Source organism: Streptomyces sp. NPDC058221, assembly GCF_042882365.1.
Lineage (GTDB): Bacteria > Actinomycetota > Actinomycetes > Streptomycetales > Streptomycetaceae > Streptomyces.
Genome location: NZ_JBHVWF010000001.1, coordinates 21,541 through 40,706, shown reverse-complemented (window position 1 = coordinate 40,706; position 19,166 = coordinate 21,541). Strand labels below are relative to the sequence as shown.

At 69.3% G+C, this 19,166-nt stretch carries 15 protein-coding genes, 1 tRNA gene and 1 pseudogene; 9 read left to right on the top strand and 8 right to left on the bottom strand.

The window, feature by feature from the left end; genetic code table 11:
* Nucleotides 1-3 precede the first annotated feature (3 nt).
* The 5 genes from ACFVW8_RS00180 (at nt 4) to ACFVW8_RS00160 (ending at nt 7,031) form a co-directional block, all read left to right on the top strand.
* Entirely contained in the window at nt 4-2,007 is a 2,004-nt protein-coding gene (locus ACFVW8_RS00180; RefSeq protein ID WP_389685315.1) for a copper resistance CopC/CopD family protein, read from the top strand.
* Nucleotides 2,008-2,015: 8 nt separating this feature from the next.
* Entirely contained in the window at nt 2,016-3,323 is a 1,308-nt protein-coding gene (gene efeB / locus ACFVW8_RS00175; protein ID WP_389685314.1) for an iron uptake transporter deferrochelatase/peroxidase subunit, read from the top strand.
* Nucleotides 3,324-3,383: 60 nt separating this feature from the next.
* Entirely contained in the window at nt 3,384-4,319 is a 936-nt protein-coding gene (pheA, locus tag ACFVW8_RS00170) for a prephenate dehydratase (protein ID WP_389685313.1), read from the top strand.
* Between the two features lie 619 nt (nt 4,320-4,938).
* On the top strand, nt 4,939-6,228 hold the full coding sequence (gene serS, locus ACFVW8_RS00165) for a serine--tRNA ligase (protein ID WP_389685312.1): 1,290 nt from the start codon (nt 4,939-4,941) through the stop codon (nt 6,226-6,228).
* Nucleotides 6,225-7,031: an HAD family hydrolase gene (locus ACFVW8_RS00160; protein WP_389685311.1), complete on the top strand. Its 807-nt coding sequence runs from the start codon at nt 6,225-6,227 to the stop codon at nt 7,029-7,031. The genes serS and ACFVW8_RS00160 overlap by 4 nt, the downstream gene beginning before the upstream one ends.
* Before the next feature lie 76 nt (nt 7,032-7,107).
* On the opposite strand, the gene ACFVW8_RS00155 is transcribed toward ACFVW8_RS00160, so the two are convergent.
* From ACFVW8_RS00155 to ACFVW8_RS00130, 6 genes are all read right to left on the bottom strand, one after another.
* Nucleotides 7,108-7,195, bottom strand: a tRNA-Ser gene (locus tag ACFVW8_RS00155).
* Between the two features lie 273 nt (nt 7,196-7,468).
* Nucleotides 7,469-8,182, bottom strand: coding sequence for a hypothetical protein (locus ACFVW8_RS00150; protein WP_389685310.1), 714 nt, complete (start codon nt 8,180-8,182; stop codon nt 7,469-7,471).
* A gap of 325 nt (nt 8,183-8,507) precedes the next feature.
* The gene (locus tag ACFVW8_RS00145; protein WP_389685309.1) at nt 8,508-9,227 is read right to left on the bottom strand and encodes an ABC transporter permease; all 720 of its coding nucleotides are present in this window, start codon (nt 9,225-9,227) and stop codon (nt 8,508-8,510) included.
* A 30-nt stretch (nt 9,228-9,257) separates the two neighbouring features.
* Nucleotides 9,258-10,169 (bottom strand): ABC transporter ATP-binding protein, encoded by a 912-nt coding sequence (locus tag ACFVW8_RS00140; protein ID WP_389685308.1) that lies wholly within the window; start codon nt 10,167-10,169, stop codon nt 9,258-9,260.
* Nucleotides 10,166-11,074, bottom strand: coding sequence for an ABC transporter permease (locus ACFVW8_RS00135; protein ID WP_389685307.1), 909 nt, complete (start codon nt 11,072-11,074; stop codon nt 10,166-10,168). The genes ACFVW8_RS00140 and ACFVW8_RS00135 overlap by 4 nt, the downstream gene beginning before the upstream one ends.
* Nucleotides 11,064-12,098 carry an ABC transporter ATP-binding protein gene (locus ACFVW8_RS00130; RefSeq protein ID WP_389685306.1) on the bottom strand — a complete coding sequence of 345 codons (1,035 nt, stop codon included), beginning with the start codon at nt 12,096-12,098 and terminating at the stop codon, nt 11,064-11,066. Before ACFVW8_RS00130 ends, ACFVW8_RS00135 begins: the two co-directional genes overlap by 11 nt.
* 269 nt (nt 12,099-12,367) lie before the next feature.
* Here ACFVW8_RS00130 and ACFVW8_RS00125 point away from each other — a divergent pair, with 269 nt between their 5' ends.
* The 4 genes from ACFVW8_RS00125 to ACFVW8_RS00110 all read left to right on the top strand — a co-directional run bounded on the left by ACFVW8_RS00125 (nt 12,368) and on the right by ACFVW8_RS00110 (nt 16,659).
* Nucleotides 12,368-13,219: a M24 family metallopeptidase gene (locus tag ACFVW8_RS00125; RefSeq protein WP_389685305.1), complete on the top strand. Its 852-nt coding sequence runs from the start codon at nt 12,368-12,370 to the stop codon at nt 13,217-13,219.
* Nucleotides 13,216-14,997, top strand: coding sequence for an SDR family oxidoreductase (locus ACFVW8_RS00120; RefSeq protein WP_389685303.1), 1,782 nt, complete (start codon nt 13,216-13,218; stop codon nt 14,995-14,997). Before ACFVW8_RS00125 ends, ACFVW8_RS00120 begins: the two co-directional genes overlap by 4 nt.
* Nucleotides 14,994-15,968: a MerR family transcriptional regulator gene (locus ACFVW8_RS00115; protein WP_389685301.1), complete on the top strand. Its 975-nt coding sequence runs from the start codon at nt 14,994-14,996 to the stop codon at nt 15,966-15,968. Before ACFVW8_RS00120 ends, ACFVW8_RS00115 begins: the two co-directional genes overlap by 4 nt.
* 148 nt (nt 15,969-16,116) lie before the next feature.
* Nucleotides 16,117-16,659 carry an RNA 2'-phosphotransferase gene (locus ACFVW8_RS00110; RefSeq protein ID WP_389685299.1) on the top strand — a complete coding sequence of 181 codons (543 nt, stop codon included), beginning with the start codon at nt 16,117-16,119 and terminating at the stop codon, nt 16,657-16,659.
* Between the two features lie 123 nt (nt 16,660-16,782).
* On the opposite strand, the pseudogene ACFVW8_RS00105 reads toward ACFVW8_RS00110, so the two are convergent.
* A pseudogene (locus ACFVW8_RS00105) lies at nt 16,783-17,406 on the bottom strand (LLM class flavin-dependent oxidoreductase); the annotation flags it as partial.
* Between the two features lie 90 nt (nt 17,407-17,496).
* Nucleotides 17,497-19,032 (bottom strand): hypothetical protein, encoded by a 1,536-nt coding sequence (locus ACFVW8_RS00100; RefSeq protein ID WP_389685297.1) that lies wholly within the window; start codon nt 19,030-19,032, stop codon nt 17,497-17,499.
* Nucleotides 19,033-19,166 lie beyond the last annotated feature (134 nt).

Below are 19,166 nucleotides of genomic sequence, written 5' to 3'. Positions count from 1 at the left end.
ACCATGACAGCCACCGCCCCGCACTTCGGGCCGCCTCCGTCCGTCTCCGCCATACGCCGGCCGCTCGCCGTGGCCGGACTCCTCGCCGCTCTCGTCGGCGTGGTGTTCGGTCTGCTGCTGGCGGTCGCGGGTCCCGCGTCGGCTCACGCCGCACTCACCGGGAGCGATCCGCAGGACGGGGCGGTGGTCGACACCGCACCCAAGCAGATCACTTTGACCTTCTCCGAGCAGGTCGCCGTGGGCAAGGGCTCCATCCGGATCCTGGACCCCAACGGCAAGCGCGCCGACACCGAGGCCGCACCGCTCGATCTGCACAGCGGCTCCACCGTGAAGTACGGCATCGCCCTGCACACCGGCCTGCCCGACGGCACGTACACCGTCGCCTGGCAGGCCGTATCCGCCGACAGCCATCCGGTCTCCGGCGCCTTCACCTTCTCCATCGGCGCCCCCTCCAAGACCAGCGTCGCCCTCCCGGACAGCGAGGCCGGGGGCGGTCTCGTCGGCACGCTCTACGGCATCGCGCGCTACGCCGCGTACGCCGGATTCATCGTGCTGGCGGGCGGCGCCGCCTTCGTGCTGGCCTGCTGGCAGCGCGGGGCGGGCGCGCGCCCGCTGCAGCGCCTCGTGGTGCGCGGCTGGATGACCATCACCGCCGCCACGCTGGCCATGCTGCTGCTGCGCAACCCCTACACCGGTTCCGGGAAGCTCGCGGACGCCTTCGACCTCGACGGGCTGAAGACGGTCCTCGACACCAAGCCCGGCGCCGCACTCGTCTCGCGGCTGCTGCTGCTCGGTGCCAGTGCGCTGTTCATCGCCGTGCTGTTCGGGGCGTACGCGAAGCGCGAGGACGAACGCGAGAAGAAGGACCTCACCTTCGGCCTCGCCATCGGCGGCGCGGTCATCGCCGCCGGGATCGCCGGGACCTGGGCGCTCGCCGAACACGCGTCGACCGGCATCCAGCCGGGGATCGCGATGCCGGTCGACGTGCTCCACCTGCTGGCGGTGGCGGCCTGGCTGGGCGGACTCACAGCCCTGCTGGTCGCGCTGTACCGCACACCCGATGTCACCGCCGCCGCGGTACGACGCTTCTCCCGGATCGCTTTCGTCAGTGTCGTCGTGCTCGCCGCCACCGGGATCTACCAGTCCTGGCGTCAGCTCGGCTCCTGGTCCGCGCTGACCGGCACCGGGTACGGGCAGCTGCTGCTCGTGAAGGTCGGGCTCGTCGCGGTCCTCGTCGGGGTCGCGTCGATCTCCCGCAGGTGGACGGCACGGCTGGCGGTCGGCGGGGGCGCTGCTGCGGCCCCGCCGGCCGGAGCGGAGGCGAAGGCCGAACCGGACGCCGAGGCACCCGTAGACGATTCAGCGGGCGGCGAGGATGCCACCGAGTCCGGGCCCCGGTCCGATCCGGACTCGGTGACATCCCCGGCCGACCCTGCGCGGGCCACCCAGCTCGCCCGCCAGAAGGCTGCCGTGGCGACCGCCGAGAAGAGGCGGGTCCGTGACGCCGACCCCGACCGCTCCGGCCTCCGCCGCTCGGTGCTGGCCGAAGTCGGCGTCGCGGTGGTCCTGCTGGCGGTGACCACCATCCTGACCTCGACCGAGCCCGGCCGGACGGAGGAGGAGGCGGGCCGCGCGTCGACGGCGGCTGCCGCGCCCGCCGCGAGCGGTCCCGTCAACGTCACCCTCCCGTTCGACACCGGCGGCAAGAACGGCAAGGGCACGCTCCGGATGGACATCGACCCCGGCCGTACCGGAGCCAATGTGCTCCACGTCTGGATCGAGGACAGCAACGGGAAGGCCATGGACGTCCCCGAGGTGAAACTCGCCCTCACCCTGAAATCCAAGGACATCGGTCCGCTTCCGGTGGTCCCGGTCCGGCTGACCGAGGGGCACTGGACATCCAGCGGCGTCCAGATCCCGATGGCCGGCAACTGGAACGTCGCGGCGACCGTGCGAACGTCGGACATCGACCAGACGACGGTCGACAAGAACGTAAAGATCGGCTGAGCAGGAACGTGAGCACAAACAGCAAGAACACCGGACGCAGCGCCGACAGTTCAGGAACCGGCGGCACCCTCTCCCGGCGGCGGCTGCTCGGCACCGCGGGCGCGGCCGGGGCCACCGGACTGGTGCTCGGCGCAGCCGGCGGTGCGACCGGCTATGCCGCGACGCGGGACGAAGCTCCGACCGCGCTCACCTCCGTCGGCTCGACCGAGGTGATGTTTCACGGGAAACATCAACCGGGGATCACCACCCCGCTTCAGGCGAGCGGCCATCTCATCGCCTTCGACCTGGCCCCCGGTGCCGGGCGGAAGGAGGCGGCCGCCCTGATGCGACGCTGGTCGGCCGTCGCGCGGCGGCTGATGGCCGGCGCCCCCACCGCCGGCGGCGCAGCGGACGGTACGGGGCACGACACCGGTATCGCCCTGGATGCCGGGCCGTCCTCGCTGACCGTCACCTTCGGTTTCGGCGCCACCTTCTTCGAACGCACGGGCCTGGTCGCTCACCGGCCGCCCGGCCTCGACCCCCTGCCGCCCTTCTCCGCCGACCATCTCGACAGCGCCCGCTCCAACGGCGACCTCTGGGTGCAGATCGGCGCCGACGACTCCCTCGTCGCGTTCCACGCGCTGCGAGCCGTACAGAAGGAGGCCGCTTCGACGGCCGGTGTGCGCTGGCAGATGAACGGCTTCAACCGCACGCCCGGAGCCACCGCAAAGCCGATGACCGCCCGCAATCTGATGGGCCAGATCGACGGCACGGGCAACCCGAAGCCCGCCGACAGCGACTTCGACCAGCGCATCTTCGTTCCGTCCGGCACCGGCGACGCGGCGTACGCATGGCTGGCCGGCGGCTCGTACGCGGTCGTCCGCCGGATCAGGATGCTGCTCGACGACTGGGAGAAGCTCCCGGTGGCGCGGCAGGAACAGGTCATCGGCAGACGCAAGGCGGACGGTGCCCCGCTGAGCGGCGGTACCGAGAACACCGAGATGGACCTCGACAAGGCAGGGCCCGACGGGAAACTCCTGATCCCCGACAACGCCCACGCCCGGATCTCCTCGCCCGAGCGCAACAGCGGAGCGGCCATGCTCCGCCGGCCGTTCTCGTACCACGACGGCATCGCCACGGACGGCACCCCGGACGCCGGGCTGCTGTTCATCTGCTGGCAGGCGGATCCGCTGCGGGGCTTCGTGCCGGTGCAGCGCAAACTCGACCGGGGCGACGCCCTCTCACCGTTTCTCCGCCACGAGGCGAGCGGCCTCTTCGCGGTGCCGGGAGGTGCGGCGGAGGGGGAGTACGTGGGGCAGCGGTTGCTGGAGTCCTGAGTCGATACGGCACATTGCTGTGGGAACCCTGAAGCCATTACGGCGCATTAGGGTGACGGTATGTCCGCCACGCGCTACGCCTATCTCGGCCCCGAGGGCACCTTCACCGAGGTCGCCCTCCGTACGCTCCCGGAAGCCGCCACCCGCGAGCTTGTCCCGATGGTCTCCGTGCCGGCGGCCCTGGACGCGGTGCGCAACGGGACGGCCGCCGCGGCACTCGTACCGATCGAGAACTCCGTCGAGGGCGGCATCACCACCACTCTCGACCAGCTGACCAGCGGTGAACCGCTGATGATCTACCGCGAGGTGCTGCTCTCCATCACCTTCGCGCTGCTCGTGCGCCCCGGCACCAAGCTGTCCGACGTCAAGACCGTCACCGCGCACCCGGCCGCACAGCCGCAGGTGCGCAACTGGATGGCCGCCCATCTCCCGCAGGCCGTATGGGAGTCGGCGGCGTCCAACGCGGACGGTGCCCGGCTGGTGCAGGAGGGGCGCTACGACGCCGCGTTCGCCGGTGAGTTCGCCGCGGCGACCTACGGGCTCGAACCACTGGTGACCGAGATCCATGACGCGGAGAACGCCCAGACCCGTTTCGTTCTGGTGGGCCGCCCTGCTCGGCCTGCGGCGCCGACCGGTGCGGACAAGACCTCGGTGGTCATCTGGCTGGGTGAGGACCATCCCGGTGCGCTGCTCGAACTGCTCCAGGAGTTCGCGGTGCGCGGGGTGAACCTGATGCTGATCCAGTCCCGGCCGACGGGCGCGGGCATCGGGAACTACTGCTTCGCGGTGGACGCCGAGGGGCATATCTCCGACCGCCGGGTGGGCGAGGCGCTGATGGGGCTGAAGCGGATCTGCCCGAACGTCCGCTTCCTCGGCTCCTATCCGCGGGCCGGTGTGACGCCGGCGGACGTACGCCCGCTGCGTGCCGGCACATCGGATGCCGAGTTCACCGTGGCCTCCGACTGGCTGGCCCGTAACCAGGACGGGCGGGCCTGACAGTCGCAGCCTGTCGGGGGCCCTCCAGCCTTCAGGCACCGGTGCGTCTGTCCTTCCGCACACCCACGGTTCCGGTGCGATCAGCGGATTGTCATCAATGGAAAAGTTATCCACAGGCACGCGACTCGACCTGGGGACAAGTCGACACCACAACGCGACATGGTCGACAAATCTCCTCAGTCCACCCAGACCCATCCACAGACCAGCAGGACGCCCGGTGTCACCCCAATTCCATTGATCAACTCTTTAGGGCGAGGAATTCCCACCCGAACGAGCGTCCAGAGCGGGTTTGAGGCGGGAATCCATGACCCTTCACGCCGCTTTCGGAATGATCTTCTCTGCGTCCACAGATCTTCCTCACAGCCTGTGGATAACTTTTCCCAACCACCCACCCCTGTGGACAAGCGCCGGCCAACTCCCCTTCCAGACAAGGGCGGTGCGTCAAGAGTCATGAACCCTTCTGCCCCATTTAGGGGAATAGAGCCTCTTTATTGACGATGCCGCCCAGGCGTCTGCCGGGATTCCCGCCCAGCATTACCAATACCGGCAATTCGGGCAAAGTGACACGCTTGGCAATATCGGTTCGAGCTGCGGAAGCCGACACCGGTAGCCTGGAGGGGTGATTGACCTTCGCCTGCTTCGTGAGGACCCCGACCGTGTTCGCGCCTCTCAGCGCGCCCGTGGAGAGGACGTCGCGCTCGTCGACGCCCTTCTCTCCGCCGACGAGCGGCGCAGGTCGTCCGGGGTTCGGTTCGACGAACTCCGTTCCGAGCAGAAATCGCTCGGCAAGCTCATCCCCAAGGCCTCTCCGGAAGAGCGCGCCGAACTCCTGAAGAAGGCCGAGCAGCTCAAGGTCGACGTCAAGGCGGCCGACGCGGCACAGGGCGAGGCCGACGAAGAGACCAGGAGCCTGCTGCTGCTGCTCGGCAACATCGTCCACGAGGACGTGCCGGTCGGCGGCGAGGAGGACTTCGTCGTCCTGGAGACGCACGGCACCATCCGCGACTTCGGTGCCGAGGGCTTCGAGCCCAAGGACCACCTGGAGCTCGGCGAGGCGCTCGGCGCGATCGACGTGGAGCGCGGCGCGAAGGTGTCCGGCTCGCGCTTCTACTACATGACGGGCGTCGGCGCGCTGCTGGAGCTCGCCCTCGTCAACGCGGCGATCGCCCAGGCCACCGAGGCCGGCTTCATCCCGATGCTCACCCCGGCGCTGGTCCGCCCGCGCGCCATGGAGGGCACCGGATTCCTCGGCCAGGCCGCGGAGAACGTGTACCACCTGGAGAAGGACGACCACTACCTGGTCGGCACCTCCGAGGTACCGCTCGCGGCGTACCACATGGACGAGATCATCGATGCGGACAAGCTGCCGCTGCGCTACGCCGGCTTCTCGCCGTGCTTCCGCCGTGAGGCCGGTACGTACGGCAAGGACACCCGTGGCATCTTCCGGGTCCACCAGTTCAACAAGGTCGAGATGTTCTCGTACGTCGACCCGGCTGACGCCCAGGCCGAGCACCAGCGCCTGCTGGACTGGGAGAAGCAGTGGCTCACCGCTCTCGGGCTGCCCTTCCAGGTGATCGATGTCGCCACCGGCGACCTGGGGTCCTCGGCCTCCAGGAAGTTCGACTGCGAGGCCTGGATCCCGACGCAGGGCAAGTACCGCGAGCTGACGTCCGCGTCCAACTGCGACGGTTTCCAGGCACGCCGGCTGTCCGTACGGATGCGTGACACCCGTGACGGCAAGAAGGTGCTCCAGCCGCTGTCCACGCTGAACGGCACGCTGTGCGCCGTACCGCGCACCATCGTGGCGATCCTGGAGAACCACCAGCTGGCCGACGGTTCGGTGAGGGTGCCCGAGGTGCTCCGCCCGTACCTCGGCGGGCGCGAGGTCCTGGAGCCGGTCGCCAAGTGACCTTTCCCTACAAGCTCGTCGCGACCGACCTCGACGGCACGCTGCTGCGTGACGACGACACGGTCTCCGGGCGCACGCGCGAGGCACTGGCCGCCGTCACCGCGGCCGGTGCGGCGCACATCATCGTCACCGGCCGCGCCGTCCCGTGGACCCGGCACATCCTGGACGACCTGGGCTACGAGGGCCTCGCGGTCTGCGGCCAGGGCGCGCAGGTCTACCACGCCGGCGAGCGCAAACTGCTGACCTCGCTGACGCTGGACCGGCAGCTCGCCGGTCTGGCGCTCTCCAAGGTCGAGGCGGAGGTCGGCCCACTGGCGCTGGCCGCCAGCCGTGACGGGCTGGACGGCGAGGTGCTGGTCGGTCCGGGCTACCGCGTGCAGGAGGGGCCGCTGCCGGCTCTCTTCGTGCAGGACCCCGCCGAAATGTGGGCGGCCCCGCTGAACAAGGTCTACATACAGCACCCGGATCTGGACGACGACGCCCTTGCGAAGGCCGCACGAGCGGCGGTCGGCAATCTGGTCGACGTGGTCATGGCCGGCCCGGGGGTCGTGGAGATCCTTCCGCTGGGACTCAGCAAGGCCACCGGCCTCTCGCTGGCCGCCCGCCGGCTGGGAGTGAAGGCGGCGGACACGATCGCCTTTGGTGACATGCCGAACGACATCCCGATGTTCGCCTGGTCGCAGCACGGTGTGGCGATGGCCAACGCGCACGAGGATCTGAAGGCCGTGGCACACGAGATCACCGCGTCGAACGAGGACGACGGGATCGCCGTGGTCCTGGAGCAGCTGCTCCAGAAGCCCTGATGCCTGCGGCCTGACGTCGGGGGCTGCGCCTGATGCCCGCGACGGGGGCTGCACGGCTGCGGCGGGGTGCCTGAGGCGGAGGATGCGCGGATCGAACGCGCGCGGGGTTTTCGGCCCCGACGACGGCTTAGCAAGCCGCTGCCTTACCACTCGGCCAATCCTCCGGGAGGGCGGCCGCGCGCGATGCGCAGGGACGGCCGCCCCGGCGTGCTGCTCGAAGCGGCTCGTCGGTGCAGTCGCTGACTACTCCGGTGCCCGCTCGGGCACGCCGTGCCGGGAGCTCGACGGACTCGGACTCTCGGTCATCGCCGCGCTCCTCTCCCGGTCTGTGGCGTCGTTCCCGGCGGGTGCCGTGCCACCTACTGTGCCGCGCACCCGATGTCCGGTGCCACTCATTTAAGGGTGGCGGGCGGCCGGTGGCACCGGACATCAAGGCTTCAGGACTCCAGGACGCCTCGGCGGTTCCTGTTGCGGCGGCTCAGGTCCTTCAGGTTGCGCGCGAGCTCGTCCATCCGCCCGTCCAGCCGGACGACGTCCTCGGACACTCCGCCCAGCCGCACGCTCACGGCGCCGACCACCTGGTGCGTGCGCTCCAGCCTCCGGTCGAGGCTGTCGAGCCTGAGCGACATCCGGTTGAGGACCGGCCCCAGCTCCTGCAGGGCGGTGCCGACTCCGGCCAGGCAGCTTTCGACCCGGGTGACGCGGTGTTCGAGCGAGGCGTATCCCGCCCGCAGGTCCTGCTCGGCGTCCAGGAGGTACGTACGGACGCAGCGGGCGATGTCGCTGTCGCGAAGAAGCATCGCGACGTTGAGGACGGTCCTGCGGGTGTAGAGCGTGAGCTGAGCGTGCGCCTGTGGATAACTTTCACCCTGCCCGGCGTCCAATAGGGACACCATGTCCCTATTAAAAGTGCGCAGGTCAGAGCCACGCAGCAGCCTCAGGCCGTTCTCCTCCATCTCCGCGCGATGGCGCTGGGTCACCTTCTTGACGACCTCTGTGGATACTTCGAAGTAACGGGCCACATCCTCGGTGCGGACGTGAATCCCATCAGGGAGCATGACAAGGCTCTTCACCTTGTCGAGGGCGTCGACGCGCCCCATCTGTTCGACGCGCAGAGCGCGCGATTCGAGCAGCGCGACTTCCGTGGGCATGAGCATGCCTTCCGATCGTGAAATCCGGTGCTGGACAGACCAGGTGGACGGACCAGGTGGACAGGCAGCCCTCTCCCCGGGCTTCAGGGGCGGAGGACGCTCACGGTTGCCACTCACTCAATGACCGACGGGCGGGTGTTTCCTCGCCGCATCGGCTCTCCCGAATTTCACGAAAGCTACGACGCCTCAGATTCCAGTTGCCTCCACGCCCCCTGGACAACGACCCGATAAACGGACAGTTACGCGTCAGATTGTCCGATATGCAAAAGGCGAGAGCCCCCCTCCGGCGACGGACGGGGGCTCTCGCCTCACAGGATGCCCGTGCTCACTCCTCGCCGGCGAGCTTCAGGGTCCGCAGCTTCTGGCCCGCGTACCAGGTCGCCGCCACGGTGACCACTATCAGCAGGACCGACGCGAGCGGCAGTCCCACATCGGAGCTGATCGCCCCGCCCCCGCCGACCTTCTCGGCCAGCGCGAGGGACCACTGCTGGACGCTGAGCGTGCGCGCACCGGAGACCAGGCTGCCGAAGAGGGCCTCCCACACCAGCGCGTAGACGAGGCCGAGGACCACGGCGTGCCGGCTGACCGTACCCAGCAGCAGGAACAGTGCGCTGTAGGCGATCGAGGCGACGAGGGCGGCGATCGTGTAGGCCACCGCGATCTGCTGCCCGTTGCCGTTGAGGATCAGTCCGGCGATCAGGGTCGGCACCGCCGAGAACACCATCGTCACAGCGATGGCCACGATCAGCTTGGTGAAGATGATCGTCGGGCGCGTCACCGGCTTGGCCAGCAGATAGACGATCGAGCCGTCGTCGATCTCCGGCCCGATGGCGCCCGTTCCGGCGATCACACCGATCAGCGGCACCATGGTGGCGATGGCGAAGCCTCCCAGCACATCCGAGGCGACCTGGTCATCGGCCCCGGCGAACATCCGTACCGCCACCGCGATGATCACCAGCAGTGCGGGCAGGATGAAGAGGATGGCGGCCCGGCGCCGGCCGAGCAGGGCCCGGTAGGTGAGCCGGGCGACTGTGGGGTCGTACATGACGCTTCACAGCTCCTTTCAGGCCACTACTCAGGCCGCTACGAGATAGGAAAAGACCGATTCGAGGGATTCGTCGGACGGCGAAACGGTCAGCAGCCGGATGCCCTGTTCGCGTGCCACCTTCGGCAGCAGCGTGGTGAAGCGTCCGAAGTCGACCGCCTGGACGCGCAGGGCCTGTTCGCTCAGGTCCACTTCGATCCCGGCTGTCGACGGGTCGGCGATGAGCGCGGCAGCGAGTGCGCGGTCGTCGCTGGACCGTACGAGATAGCGGTGCGGGCGGTCCGTCATCAGCCGGCGGATCTTCCGGAAGTCACCAGACGCGGCGTGCCGTCCGGCCACGATCACCTCGATGTGCGAGGCGAGTTGCTCGACTTCTTCGAGGATGTGGGAGGAGAAGAGCACCGTGCGGCCCTCCGCTCCCATCTGTCGCAGCAGTTCCATCAACTGCATCCGCTGGCGCGGGTCCATCCCGTTGAACGGCTCGTCCAGCAGCAGCACCGACGGGTCGTGGACCAGCGCGGAAGCCATCTTCACGCGCTGGCGCATACCCTTGCTGTACGTGGAGATCTTGCGGTCCTGCGCGTACTCCATCTGGACCGTGGACAGCGCGGCCGCCGCCTGGGCGTCGCCCAGGCCGTGCAGTTCCGCGTTGGCCACCACGAACTCGCGGCCGGTCAGGAAGTCGTACATGCCCTCCCGCTCGGGCACGATGCCGATCTGCCGGTAGACGGCCTCGTTGCGCCAGATCGTCGTGCCGTCGAGCGTGACCGTGCCCGTCGACGGAGCGAGGAATCCGGCCATCATGTTGATCAGCGTGGACTTGCCCGCACCGTTGGGGCCCAGCAGTCCGGTGACACCCGGACCGATGGTCATGCTCACGTCGTTGACGGCGACCACATTGCCGAACCAGCGGGAGGTGTGGTCGATCTCGATGGTGGTCACAGCCCGACCCTCCGGTAGCGGCGCATCAGTACGGCGTACGAGCCGGCGATGAGTGCGAGGACAACGATCAGATAGACCACTCCGGCACCGGCTCCCGGGCCTTCCCCTCCGGGGAAGGCGGAGGTGGCTCCGAGGAAGGCGGTCTGTACCCCGTCGATCAGCGTGATCGGCGAGAAGAGCCCCAGCCACGGGACGGCTCCGCCGGACCCCGTCGTCCAGGCGATGCCCTGGAGGGTGGAGACGGCGCCGTACGAGATGGTGAGCACGGCGATCACCGCGGCGACACCGAAGCCCCGGCGCGGGGTGAGCGCGGCCATCACGAGGCCGAGACCCGAGAAGAGCACGGAGAGCAGCGCCACCGAGACCATCCCCTGGGCGAACCACGTGGTCTGGTCGCCGAAGTCGAACTTCGCCAGCAGGGCGCCCACGTAGAGGACAACGAGCGGCGTTCCGGTGAGGATGAAGAGTGCGGAGGCCATGGCGGCGAACTTGGCGATGACGTAGTCACCCCGTTCGATCGGCCGGGAGAAGTACAGCGGCACGCTCTTGAAACGAAGGTCCCTGGAGACCGACTGCGGTGCCTGCGAGGCCAGGAACAGTCCGATGACCGCCTGGAGGAAGATCGCGTAGGAGGTGTACTTGACCGGCAGCTTCGTCGAGTCGGGGATCTTGATGGCCACCGCCACGATGATCGCCGCGACCAGGCACATCACGCCGAAGAGCAGCATGGGGAGCACCTTGGACTTGGCCGACCGGCCGAGCCCGAAGGTGCCGCGCAGGGACTGCGAGTAGAGCGAGCGGCGTGCGTAGGCGCGGCCGAGGTGCGGGCCGTCGTAGGCGCGGTAGCCGATGTTGTGGATCCGGGAGGTCTCGCTCCCGGTGGCGGCGCCGGTCTCAGTGCTCATCGCTACCGCTCCCCTTCTGCTGTACGGCCCCGGCGACCACGGACGCGTGCTGCGCCGCGGCCTGCGCCGTCGGTGCCTCTTCGGTACGGAAGACCTCGGCGATGTGGTGGCGGCGCTGTTCCATCCGGACGAGGCCGAGGCCGAGGCCGGCGACGCTGTCGCGGACGATGTCGTAGGTCTCCTCGCCGGTCGCCTCGATCAGCAGGATGTGGCCCGCACCCGGCAGCCCCTCCGCGTCCAGGCCGTTGAGGCCCACCAGCTTGACCCCGGTCCCGGTCAGGGACCGGCGCAGGGCGTCGGTTCCGTCGGGGTGCGTGTCGCTGTCGGTGACCTCGACCGCGAGGGTCGTGGTGGTCTGCGTGAAGTCGCTGGTGGAGCTGGAGCGCAGGAGCGCTCCGCCGTCGATGACGACGACGTGGTCGCAGGTGCGTTCCAGCTCGCCCAGGAGGTGCGAGGTGACCAGGACGGAGATGCCGAAGTCGGTGTGCACCCGCCGGATCAGGCCGAGCATCTCGTCGCGGCCGACCGGGTCCAGGCCGTTGGTCGGTTCGTCGAGAAGGACCAGCTGCGGGTCGTGGACCAGCGCCTGGGCCAGCTTCACCCGCTGTTTCATACCGGTCGAGTAACCGCCGATGGGCCGGTAGCGCTCCTCGTACAGGCCGACGTGGCGCAGGGTGTCCGCGGTGCGTTCGCGTGCCGCGGTGGGCGGCAGCCCGGACATCCGTGCCATGTGGACGACGAACTCGGTGGCCGAGACATCGGGTGGCAGGCAGTCGTGCTCGGGCATGTAGCCGACCCGTTCCCGGATGGCGGCGCCGCTGGTCGAGACATCGAGCCCGAGCACCGCAGCCCGTCCCTCGGTGGCGGGAGACAGACCCAGCAGGATCTTGATCAATGTGGACTTGCCGGCTCCGTTGGCGCCCACCAGTCCGGTCACACCGGGGCCGATGTCCAAGGAGAGCCGGTCAAGAGCGGTCACCCGTGGGAACCGCTTGCTCAGGCTTTCGGTCGCAATGACTGTCACGTCATCGACGGTAGTGGCGCGGGCCACACCGGTCGTCAGACCTGGCGGCTGGATTCTCGTCAGACTCCAGATGTACGGACCCGTAGGGGGACCCCACGAAGGAGGAGGCCGGGCACGGGGCCGGGTCGCCGGGCCGGGCTGTCCACGGGCCCGGCCGGGGACTTTTCCACAGGCCCGGCACACCTCTTGACGCAGCCGCCGGACATTGTCACATTCATCAGTGTCACGTTACGGGCACGTACCGCACACGGCAGGGAACGGACGGTGGCATGGCCTCGCGAGTGAACGACGAACGGGCCCAGGAGCTGCGGGGGTTCAGAGACGTCCAGCGTCTCGCGTACGCCTGCGCGGAAGCGGTCGCCGCCCGGCTGAAGCCGGGGGTGACCGAGCGGGAGGCGGCCCGGATGCAGCGCGAGTGGCTGCGCGAGCGCGGGGTTCGGGACTGGTTCCATCTCCCCTTCGCCTGGTTCGGGGACCGCACGGCCTTCACGGGTTTCAAGGTGCCGCTGCAGTTCTTCCCGACCAACCGGCAGCTGGAGCCGGGCATGCCGTTCATCCTCGACATGGCCCCTGTGTACAAGGGATTCACCGCGGACGTCGGATACTCCGGCTGCCTCGGACTGAATCCGCTGCAGGACCGGCTGCTCGCCGACCTGGAGTCCCATCGCGAGCTGATCCTGCGCGAGGTGCGTGAGCGGCGGCCGCTGCGTGAGATCTACGAGGATGTCGAGCACCTGATGACCAGGCAGGGTTACGCCAACCGGCACCGCGCGTATCCCTTCGGCGTCATCGCCCACAAGGTCGACCGCGTGGCCGAACGGCGTTGGTCACCCGAGGTGTTCGGGTTCGGCACCCAGTCGCTCAAGGGCCTGCTGAGCGACGCCGTCCATGGGCACCGGGACGGCTGGTCGCCGCTCTGGAGTCCGTACCGTTTCTCCGACCATCCCCCGCAGCCCGGCCTGTGGGCGGTCGAACCCCACCTCGGATTCCGGGGTACCGGCGCGAAGTTCGAGGAGATCCTGGTCGTCACCGACTCACGGGACCCCGGACAGAGCGCCTTCTGGCTGGACGACGATCTGCCGCATGTGCGGCGCTGGGCCGAGGAGAGGGTGGCGGCATGAGTCTGCGGGATCTGCCGGGGGCGCGCGAGCGCCGGGTGGCCACGGGCGGTATCGAGCTGTGCGTCGTCGAGCTGGGTGAGGCGACGCGTCCGACGATCGTGCTGGTGCACGGCTACCCGGACAGCAAGGAGGTCTGGACGCAGGTCGCCCGGCAGCTGGCCGATGACTGGCATGTCGTGCTGTACGACGTGCGGGGTCACGGCAGTTCGACGGCCCCCCTCCCGCTGCGTGGCGGCTTCACCCTGGAGAAGCTGACCGATGACTTCCTGGCCGTTGCCCACGCGGTGAGCCCGGACCGGCCGGTGCATGTGGTCGGGCACGACTGGGGCTCCGTCCAGGCCTGGGAGTTCGCGACGGTCAGCCGCACCGAGGGCCGGATCGCCTCCTTCACCTCGATGTCCGGCCCTTCCCTCGACCACTTCGGGCACTGGATCAAGCGGCGGATGGCCCGACCCACCCCGCGCCGGATCGGCCAGCTGCTCGGCCAGGGCGCCAAGTCCTGGTATGTGTACATGCTCCATACGCCGCTGCTGCCGGAGCTCGCCTGGCGAGGCCCGCTCGGCAGGCGGTGGCCCGGGATCCTGGAGCGGCTGGAGAAGGTACCGCCGGGTGACTACCCGACGGCGTCCCTGCCCGACGACGCGGCGCACGGGGCCTGGCTCTACCGCGACAATGTCCGGGCCCGGCTGCGCAGGCCACGCACGGACGCCTACGCCCATGTGCCGGTCCAGCTGATCACACCGACCGGTGACATCTTCCTGTCGGAGCAGCTCTACGACGAACTCGAGTCGTGGGTTCCCCGGTTGACCCGCCGCACACTGCCGGCCAAGCACTGGGTGCCACGCACCAGGCCGGATCAGCTGGCCTCCTGGATCAACGAGTTCGCCACCGCCAACGAGTCGGCTCTGCAGGCCGGCGTACCCGTGCGGGACACCGCGCCGCAGGGTGCGTACGCGGACCGGTTCGGCGGTCAGCTCGTCCTGGTGACCGGTGCGGCCGGCGGTATCGGCCGCGCCACGGCTTTCGCCTTCGCCGAGGCGGGTGCCCGTGTGGTGGTCGTGGACCGGGACGCGGAAGGTGCTGCCAGGACTGCGGAGCTGGCCCGGCTGATCGGCGCCCCGGCCGCCTGGAGCGAAACGGTCGACGTCAGTGACGAACAGGCCATGGAGAAGCTCGCCGAGAAAGTCGCCGCCGAGTACGGCATCGTGGACGTGCTGGTCAACAACGCCGGGATCGGACTGTCCGGCTCGTTCCTGGAGACGACCGGTGAGGACTGGAAGAACGTCCTGGACGTCAATCTCTGGGGCGTCATCCACGGCTGCCGGCTCTTCGGCAAGCAGATGGCCGAGCGAGGTCAGGGCGGCCACATCGTCAACACCGCCTCTGCTGCGGCCTATCAGCCGTCCCGCGCGCTGCCCGCGTACAGCACGTCGAAGGCTGCCGTGTTGATGCTCAGCGAATGCCTGCGCGCCGAGCTCGCCGAGAAGTCGATCGGGGTCAGCGCGATCTGCCCCGGCATCGTCAACACGAACATCACTGCGACGGCGCACTTCGCCGGGACCGACGCGGCTGAGGAGAGCCGGCTGCGGAAACGGACGGCCAAGCTGTACGGAGTCCGCAACTACCCGCCGGAGAAGGTCGCCGAGGCGATCCTGCGGGCTGTCGTCCGCAACCAGGCCGTCGTCCCGGTGACACCGGAGTCGCATGCCGCCCGGTTCCTGTCCCGGCTCAGTCCCGGCGCGCTGCGCGGGATCGCCCGGCTGAAGCCGCCGCTGTGACCGGTACCGGGCCGTCGCCGGCGGCCGGACGGGCGGTAGCGGAGTACCGGATCGAGGACCTGGCGCATGCCAGCGGTGCCACGGTCCGCACGATCCGGGCCTACCAGGACCGCGGTCTGCTGCCGACCCCGGAGCGGCGGGGCCGGGCCAATGTGTACCGGGACACCCATCTCGCGCGGCTCCGGCAGATCGCCGACCTGCTCGACCGGGGCTACACCCTCGCCAGCATCAAGGAGTTGCTGGAGGCATGGGACACGGGCCGTGGTCTCGGCGGGGTGCTCGGACTCGTCGCCGAGGTGCACGGACCGTGGACCGACGAGCGCGCCGACCGGATCACCCGGGCCGAGCTGAACGTGAAGTTCGGGGGCGTCCCCGACGAGCAGGCGGTCACCGAAGCCGTGGACCTCGGCGTACTCGAACGGATCCCCGGAAGGAACGACGAGTTCCTGGTACCGAGTCCCCAGGAGTTGGCGGTCGCGGTGGAGTTGTACGCGGCCGGTGTGCCGCTCAGCGCAATCTCCGGTCATCTGCGGGAGCTTCGGGGCCAGGTCGAGCAGATAGCCTCCCGTTTCCTGGAGTTCACCACCGAGCATGTCTTCGCCCGCTATCTCGGCCACCGGCCGCCGACGGACGCGGACGCGTCCGAAGCGGCCTCGATGGTGCGCAGGCTCCGGCCGCTCGCCCAGCAGACGGTGGATGCCGAACTTGCCCGTGCAATGCGGACGTTCGCGACCCGGCACCTGGAGCACCACCTGACGACGGAGGAACCCTTCACGTCGGGCGCTCACGCGACGACTCCGGTCGTGGTCGCCCTGCCGCCCACCACAATCACGGCTGTGGAGCGACTGGTTGGCCGGGAGGGCGCCTCAGCGTTCATTGCGGCGGCCGCTGAACGCGAGGTACAGGCAAGGACATTAGATGTACTTGCCTCATCTCATGCAAATGCAGATCAAATTGACCAAATGGGGTAAATCACAAGCCACTTGTCCACAGAGACGTCAAATTACCTGTGGATAACCCGAGTTGGCTGTGGATCAAACCTGTGGACAAAAATTGCTGCTGTGAATTCCGGGCAAAATCCGGATGCGCCGGGACCGATGCCCCGGGCACTCTGAACGGATGGATGAAAGACGCACCGTCAAGGTGTCCAAGTACCTCTCAAAACATCTGCGGCATCAGCCGGAACGGATCGGCCTCCAGCTCGATGCCCATGGCTGGGTGACGATCGACGAACTGCTCCGCGCCGCTGCCCGTCACCACTTCCCGCTCACCCGCTCCGAACTCGACCATGTCGTCGCCTCCAACGACAAGCAGCGCTTCGCCGTCGAGGGAGACCGCATCCGGGCGAGCCAGGGCCACACCGTCGACGTGGATCTGGACCTGCCGCCCGCCGAACCGCCGGCGTACCTCTACCACGGCACGGTCGTCCCGTTCCTGGACTCGATCCGGAATGACGGACTGCGGCCGATGAACCGCACCCACGTCCACCTGTCGCCCGACCGGGAGACGGCGACCCGCGTCGGAGCCCGGCGCGGCCGGCCCGTCGTACTGTCCGTCGACGCCGGTGCGATGCACCTGGCCGGCCACACCTTCTGCGTCAGCGCCAACGGGGTCTGGCTCACCGATGCTGTGCCCCCGGAGTTCCTGCGCCTGCCCGGCTGAGCGGAGAGCCGGAGACCACGGCTCGGGTACCGCTGCCCCACCGCCGCACGGCCGGGCCCGTCACCCGTCGTACCGGGCCTGTTGCCCGTTACCTGTTACCTGTTACCTGTTACCTGTTACCTGTTACGCGAGCTGGTCGGGCGCCTGCGTCACGATCTCCTCGAAGAGCCTCTCGTCCGCCACCGCCGCGCTGAACTGTGGGCCGTCTGCGGGCACGGGCGCATGGATCACGATCTCGGTGAAGCCGAGCTCCGCGTACCGCCCCGCGAAGTCCACGAACGCGCCGACGGAGTCGAAGGGACGGCCGCCGCCCCCGGCAAGCTCCGGGTTGAACTCCGGCGTGAAGCCGGTGAGCAGGACCTTGTCGATCTCGTCCACGTTCCGGCCGGTCTCCGTGCAGGCCTTGCCCAGCCTGGCGAACTGACCACGCAAGGCCTCGACCGACTGGGCGGCACTGCCCGCCTCGTACAGCTTCGGATCACCCGTGGTCACCCAGGCCTGGCCGTACCGCGCGGCAACCATGAGTCCGCGCGGCCCCGTCGCGGCGACGGCGAACGGCAGCCGGGGCCGCTGCACACACCCCGGCAGGTTCCGCGCCTCGGAGGCCGCGTAGAACTCACCCTCGTACGTCATCCCGGCCGGCTCGCGGAGCAGGCCGTCCAGCAGGGGAACGAACTCACCGAAGCGGTCGGCCCGTTCGCGCGGAGCCCACGGCTGCTCGCCGCCCCTCAGAAGCGTCGTCGCGTCGCGAAAGACCACCTCGTGTGTGAACCGAGACACCTGTCCGGCATGTCGACGTCGGCCGATGGCGGGCAGAGGTTGCCCTGCCTGTGATCGCTACGCGGGCGTCGCCTCTCGGCGTCCCGCCGCGGTTGGTGGGGTGACGGGTCCGTTGAGGCAGCGGTCGAGGAGTGCGTGCATACGGGGTACGGGGAGGGATGGGTTGGCCGCGGCGCCTTCTGCGGTGCGGGGGTTGGCGAGGAGGGCCTCCAGGGCCTCCGGTGTCAGGCTCGGGTTGGCGGCGGCGGCCCGGCGCACCGCCTCGTCGGCGTCGTCCACCGGGGGTTCGGGCAGGGTGGGATCGGCTGCGGCCAGGGCGCGTACCTCGGGATCCGGGTGGCCGATGAGGTGGGTCCGGCCGGTGCGCGGGAAGCCGGGCAGCGTCAGCAGGTCCGCACGGTGGTCCGGGCCGGTGACGAAGACGTCCAGGAGGAGGTGTGGCGGAGCCGAGGGGTGGTTGCGGGCCAGCCGGATCCGGACCTGCTCGTCGTCGTCCTGCGCGAGTGCCCCGACGAGTTCTGCGGGCAGGCCGGACCAGCTCGCCGCGACCCGGCGGAGCACCGGTTCCCCGGACACCGCGCAGGCTGCGAACCAGTCGGGTGACGGCACGGTGGCCGGGTCGGGGTCCGGCTCGGTGATCGGGCAGATGCATTCAGGACCGTGCCCGATGACCAGGTCGATCACGTCGTACTCGGCCCAGGTGCGGGGGAAGGGGTGGAGGCGTGCGCGCATCCGCACGTTCTCGTCCGGATCCTCCCTCAGCTCCGCCACCAGGTCCGGTCCCAGGTCGGGCCGGGCGGCAACCAACTCACGGACCTTCGCCTCGGGATGCCGGGCGAGCCGGGCGACGGCGTCGGCCGGGGTGTGGGGGTTCCGGGCCAGGGGGTGCACCATGTCGTCCGCGAAGCACTGCTCGACGAGCGCGGGCGACAGAGCGCACCTGCCGAGCACGAACGGCCTGCTGCTCGGACGCATGGACGACAGCTCGGCCTCCACCCGTTCCGGGTCCAGCTCCCAGTTCCTGTCCTGCGCCGCTCCACGGACCGCAGGGTCGGGATCGTCGAGAAGCCCCGCCCGCTGCGCCGAGGTGAGCGACTCCCACCGCCCAGTGGCCCGTATCCGGAGTCCGGGGTCCTCGCTGCCGGCCATGGAGCGGAAGAAGGACAGCGGGATCTGCCGGGACGAGTCGAGCTCCCAGATGATCTCGTTCGCGGTGACCTTGCCGTCCTCGCCCCCGTCCTGGGCGGTCAGAAGGGTGACGAGAATGTCGTCCGGCAGCGGCCGGACCCAGCGGGGCCGGCGCCCGAGGTGGGGGTTGGCGAGCCGCCCGCGGACGAGTCCCGACGGGTCCGTTGCCAAGGGGGCGAGTCGCGAAGGATCTACGTGCTGGTTGCGGGCGAGCGCTCCGCGGATCCGCCACTCCGGGTGGCTCAGGGCTGCGTCGATGACGGCGTCGGGCAGGTCGCGGTCCTTACACATCAGCTGGCCGAGCTCACCGGCAGCTTGATCCATCAGGCGTACCAGTACGTCGGAGGGCGCCGCCGGATTGAAGGCGACGCCGCGCAGCCAGTGTTCACGCAGAAAGTCGGACACCGCGTCATCCTGCCACCCCGTCGCGCGCCCGGACCGGGCCACGTGGCGACCACACTGCTCGCCATCGCGTCCCGGCTCACGAGTAGGGCTCTACAGCACCGCTTCGACGGCTCAGCTCTTGAGCACTCAGAGAC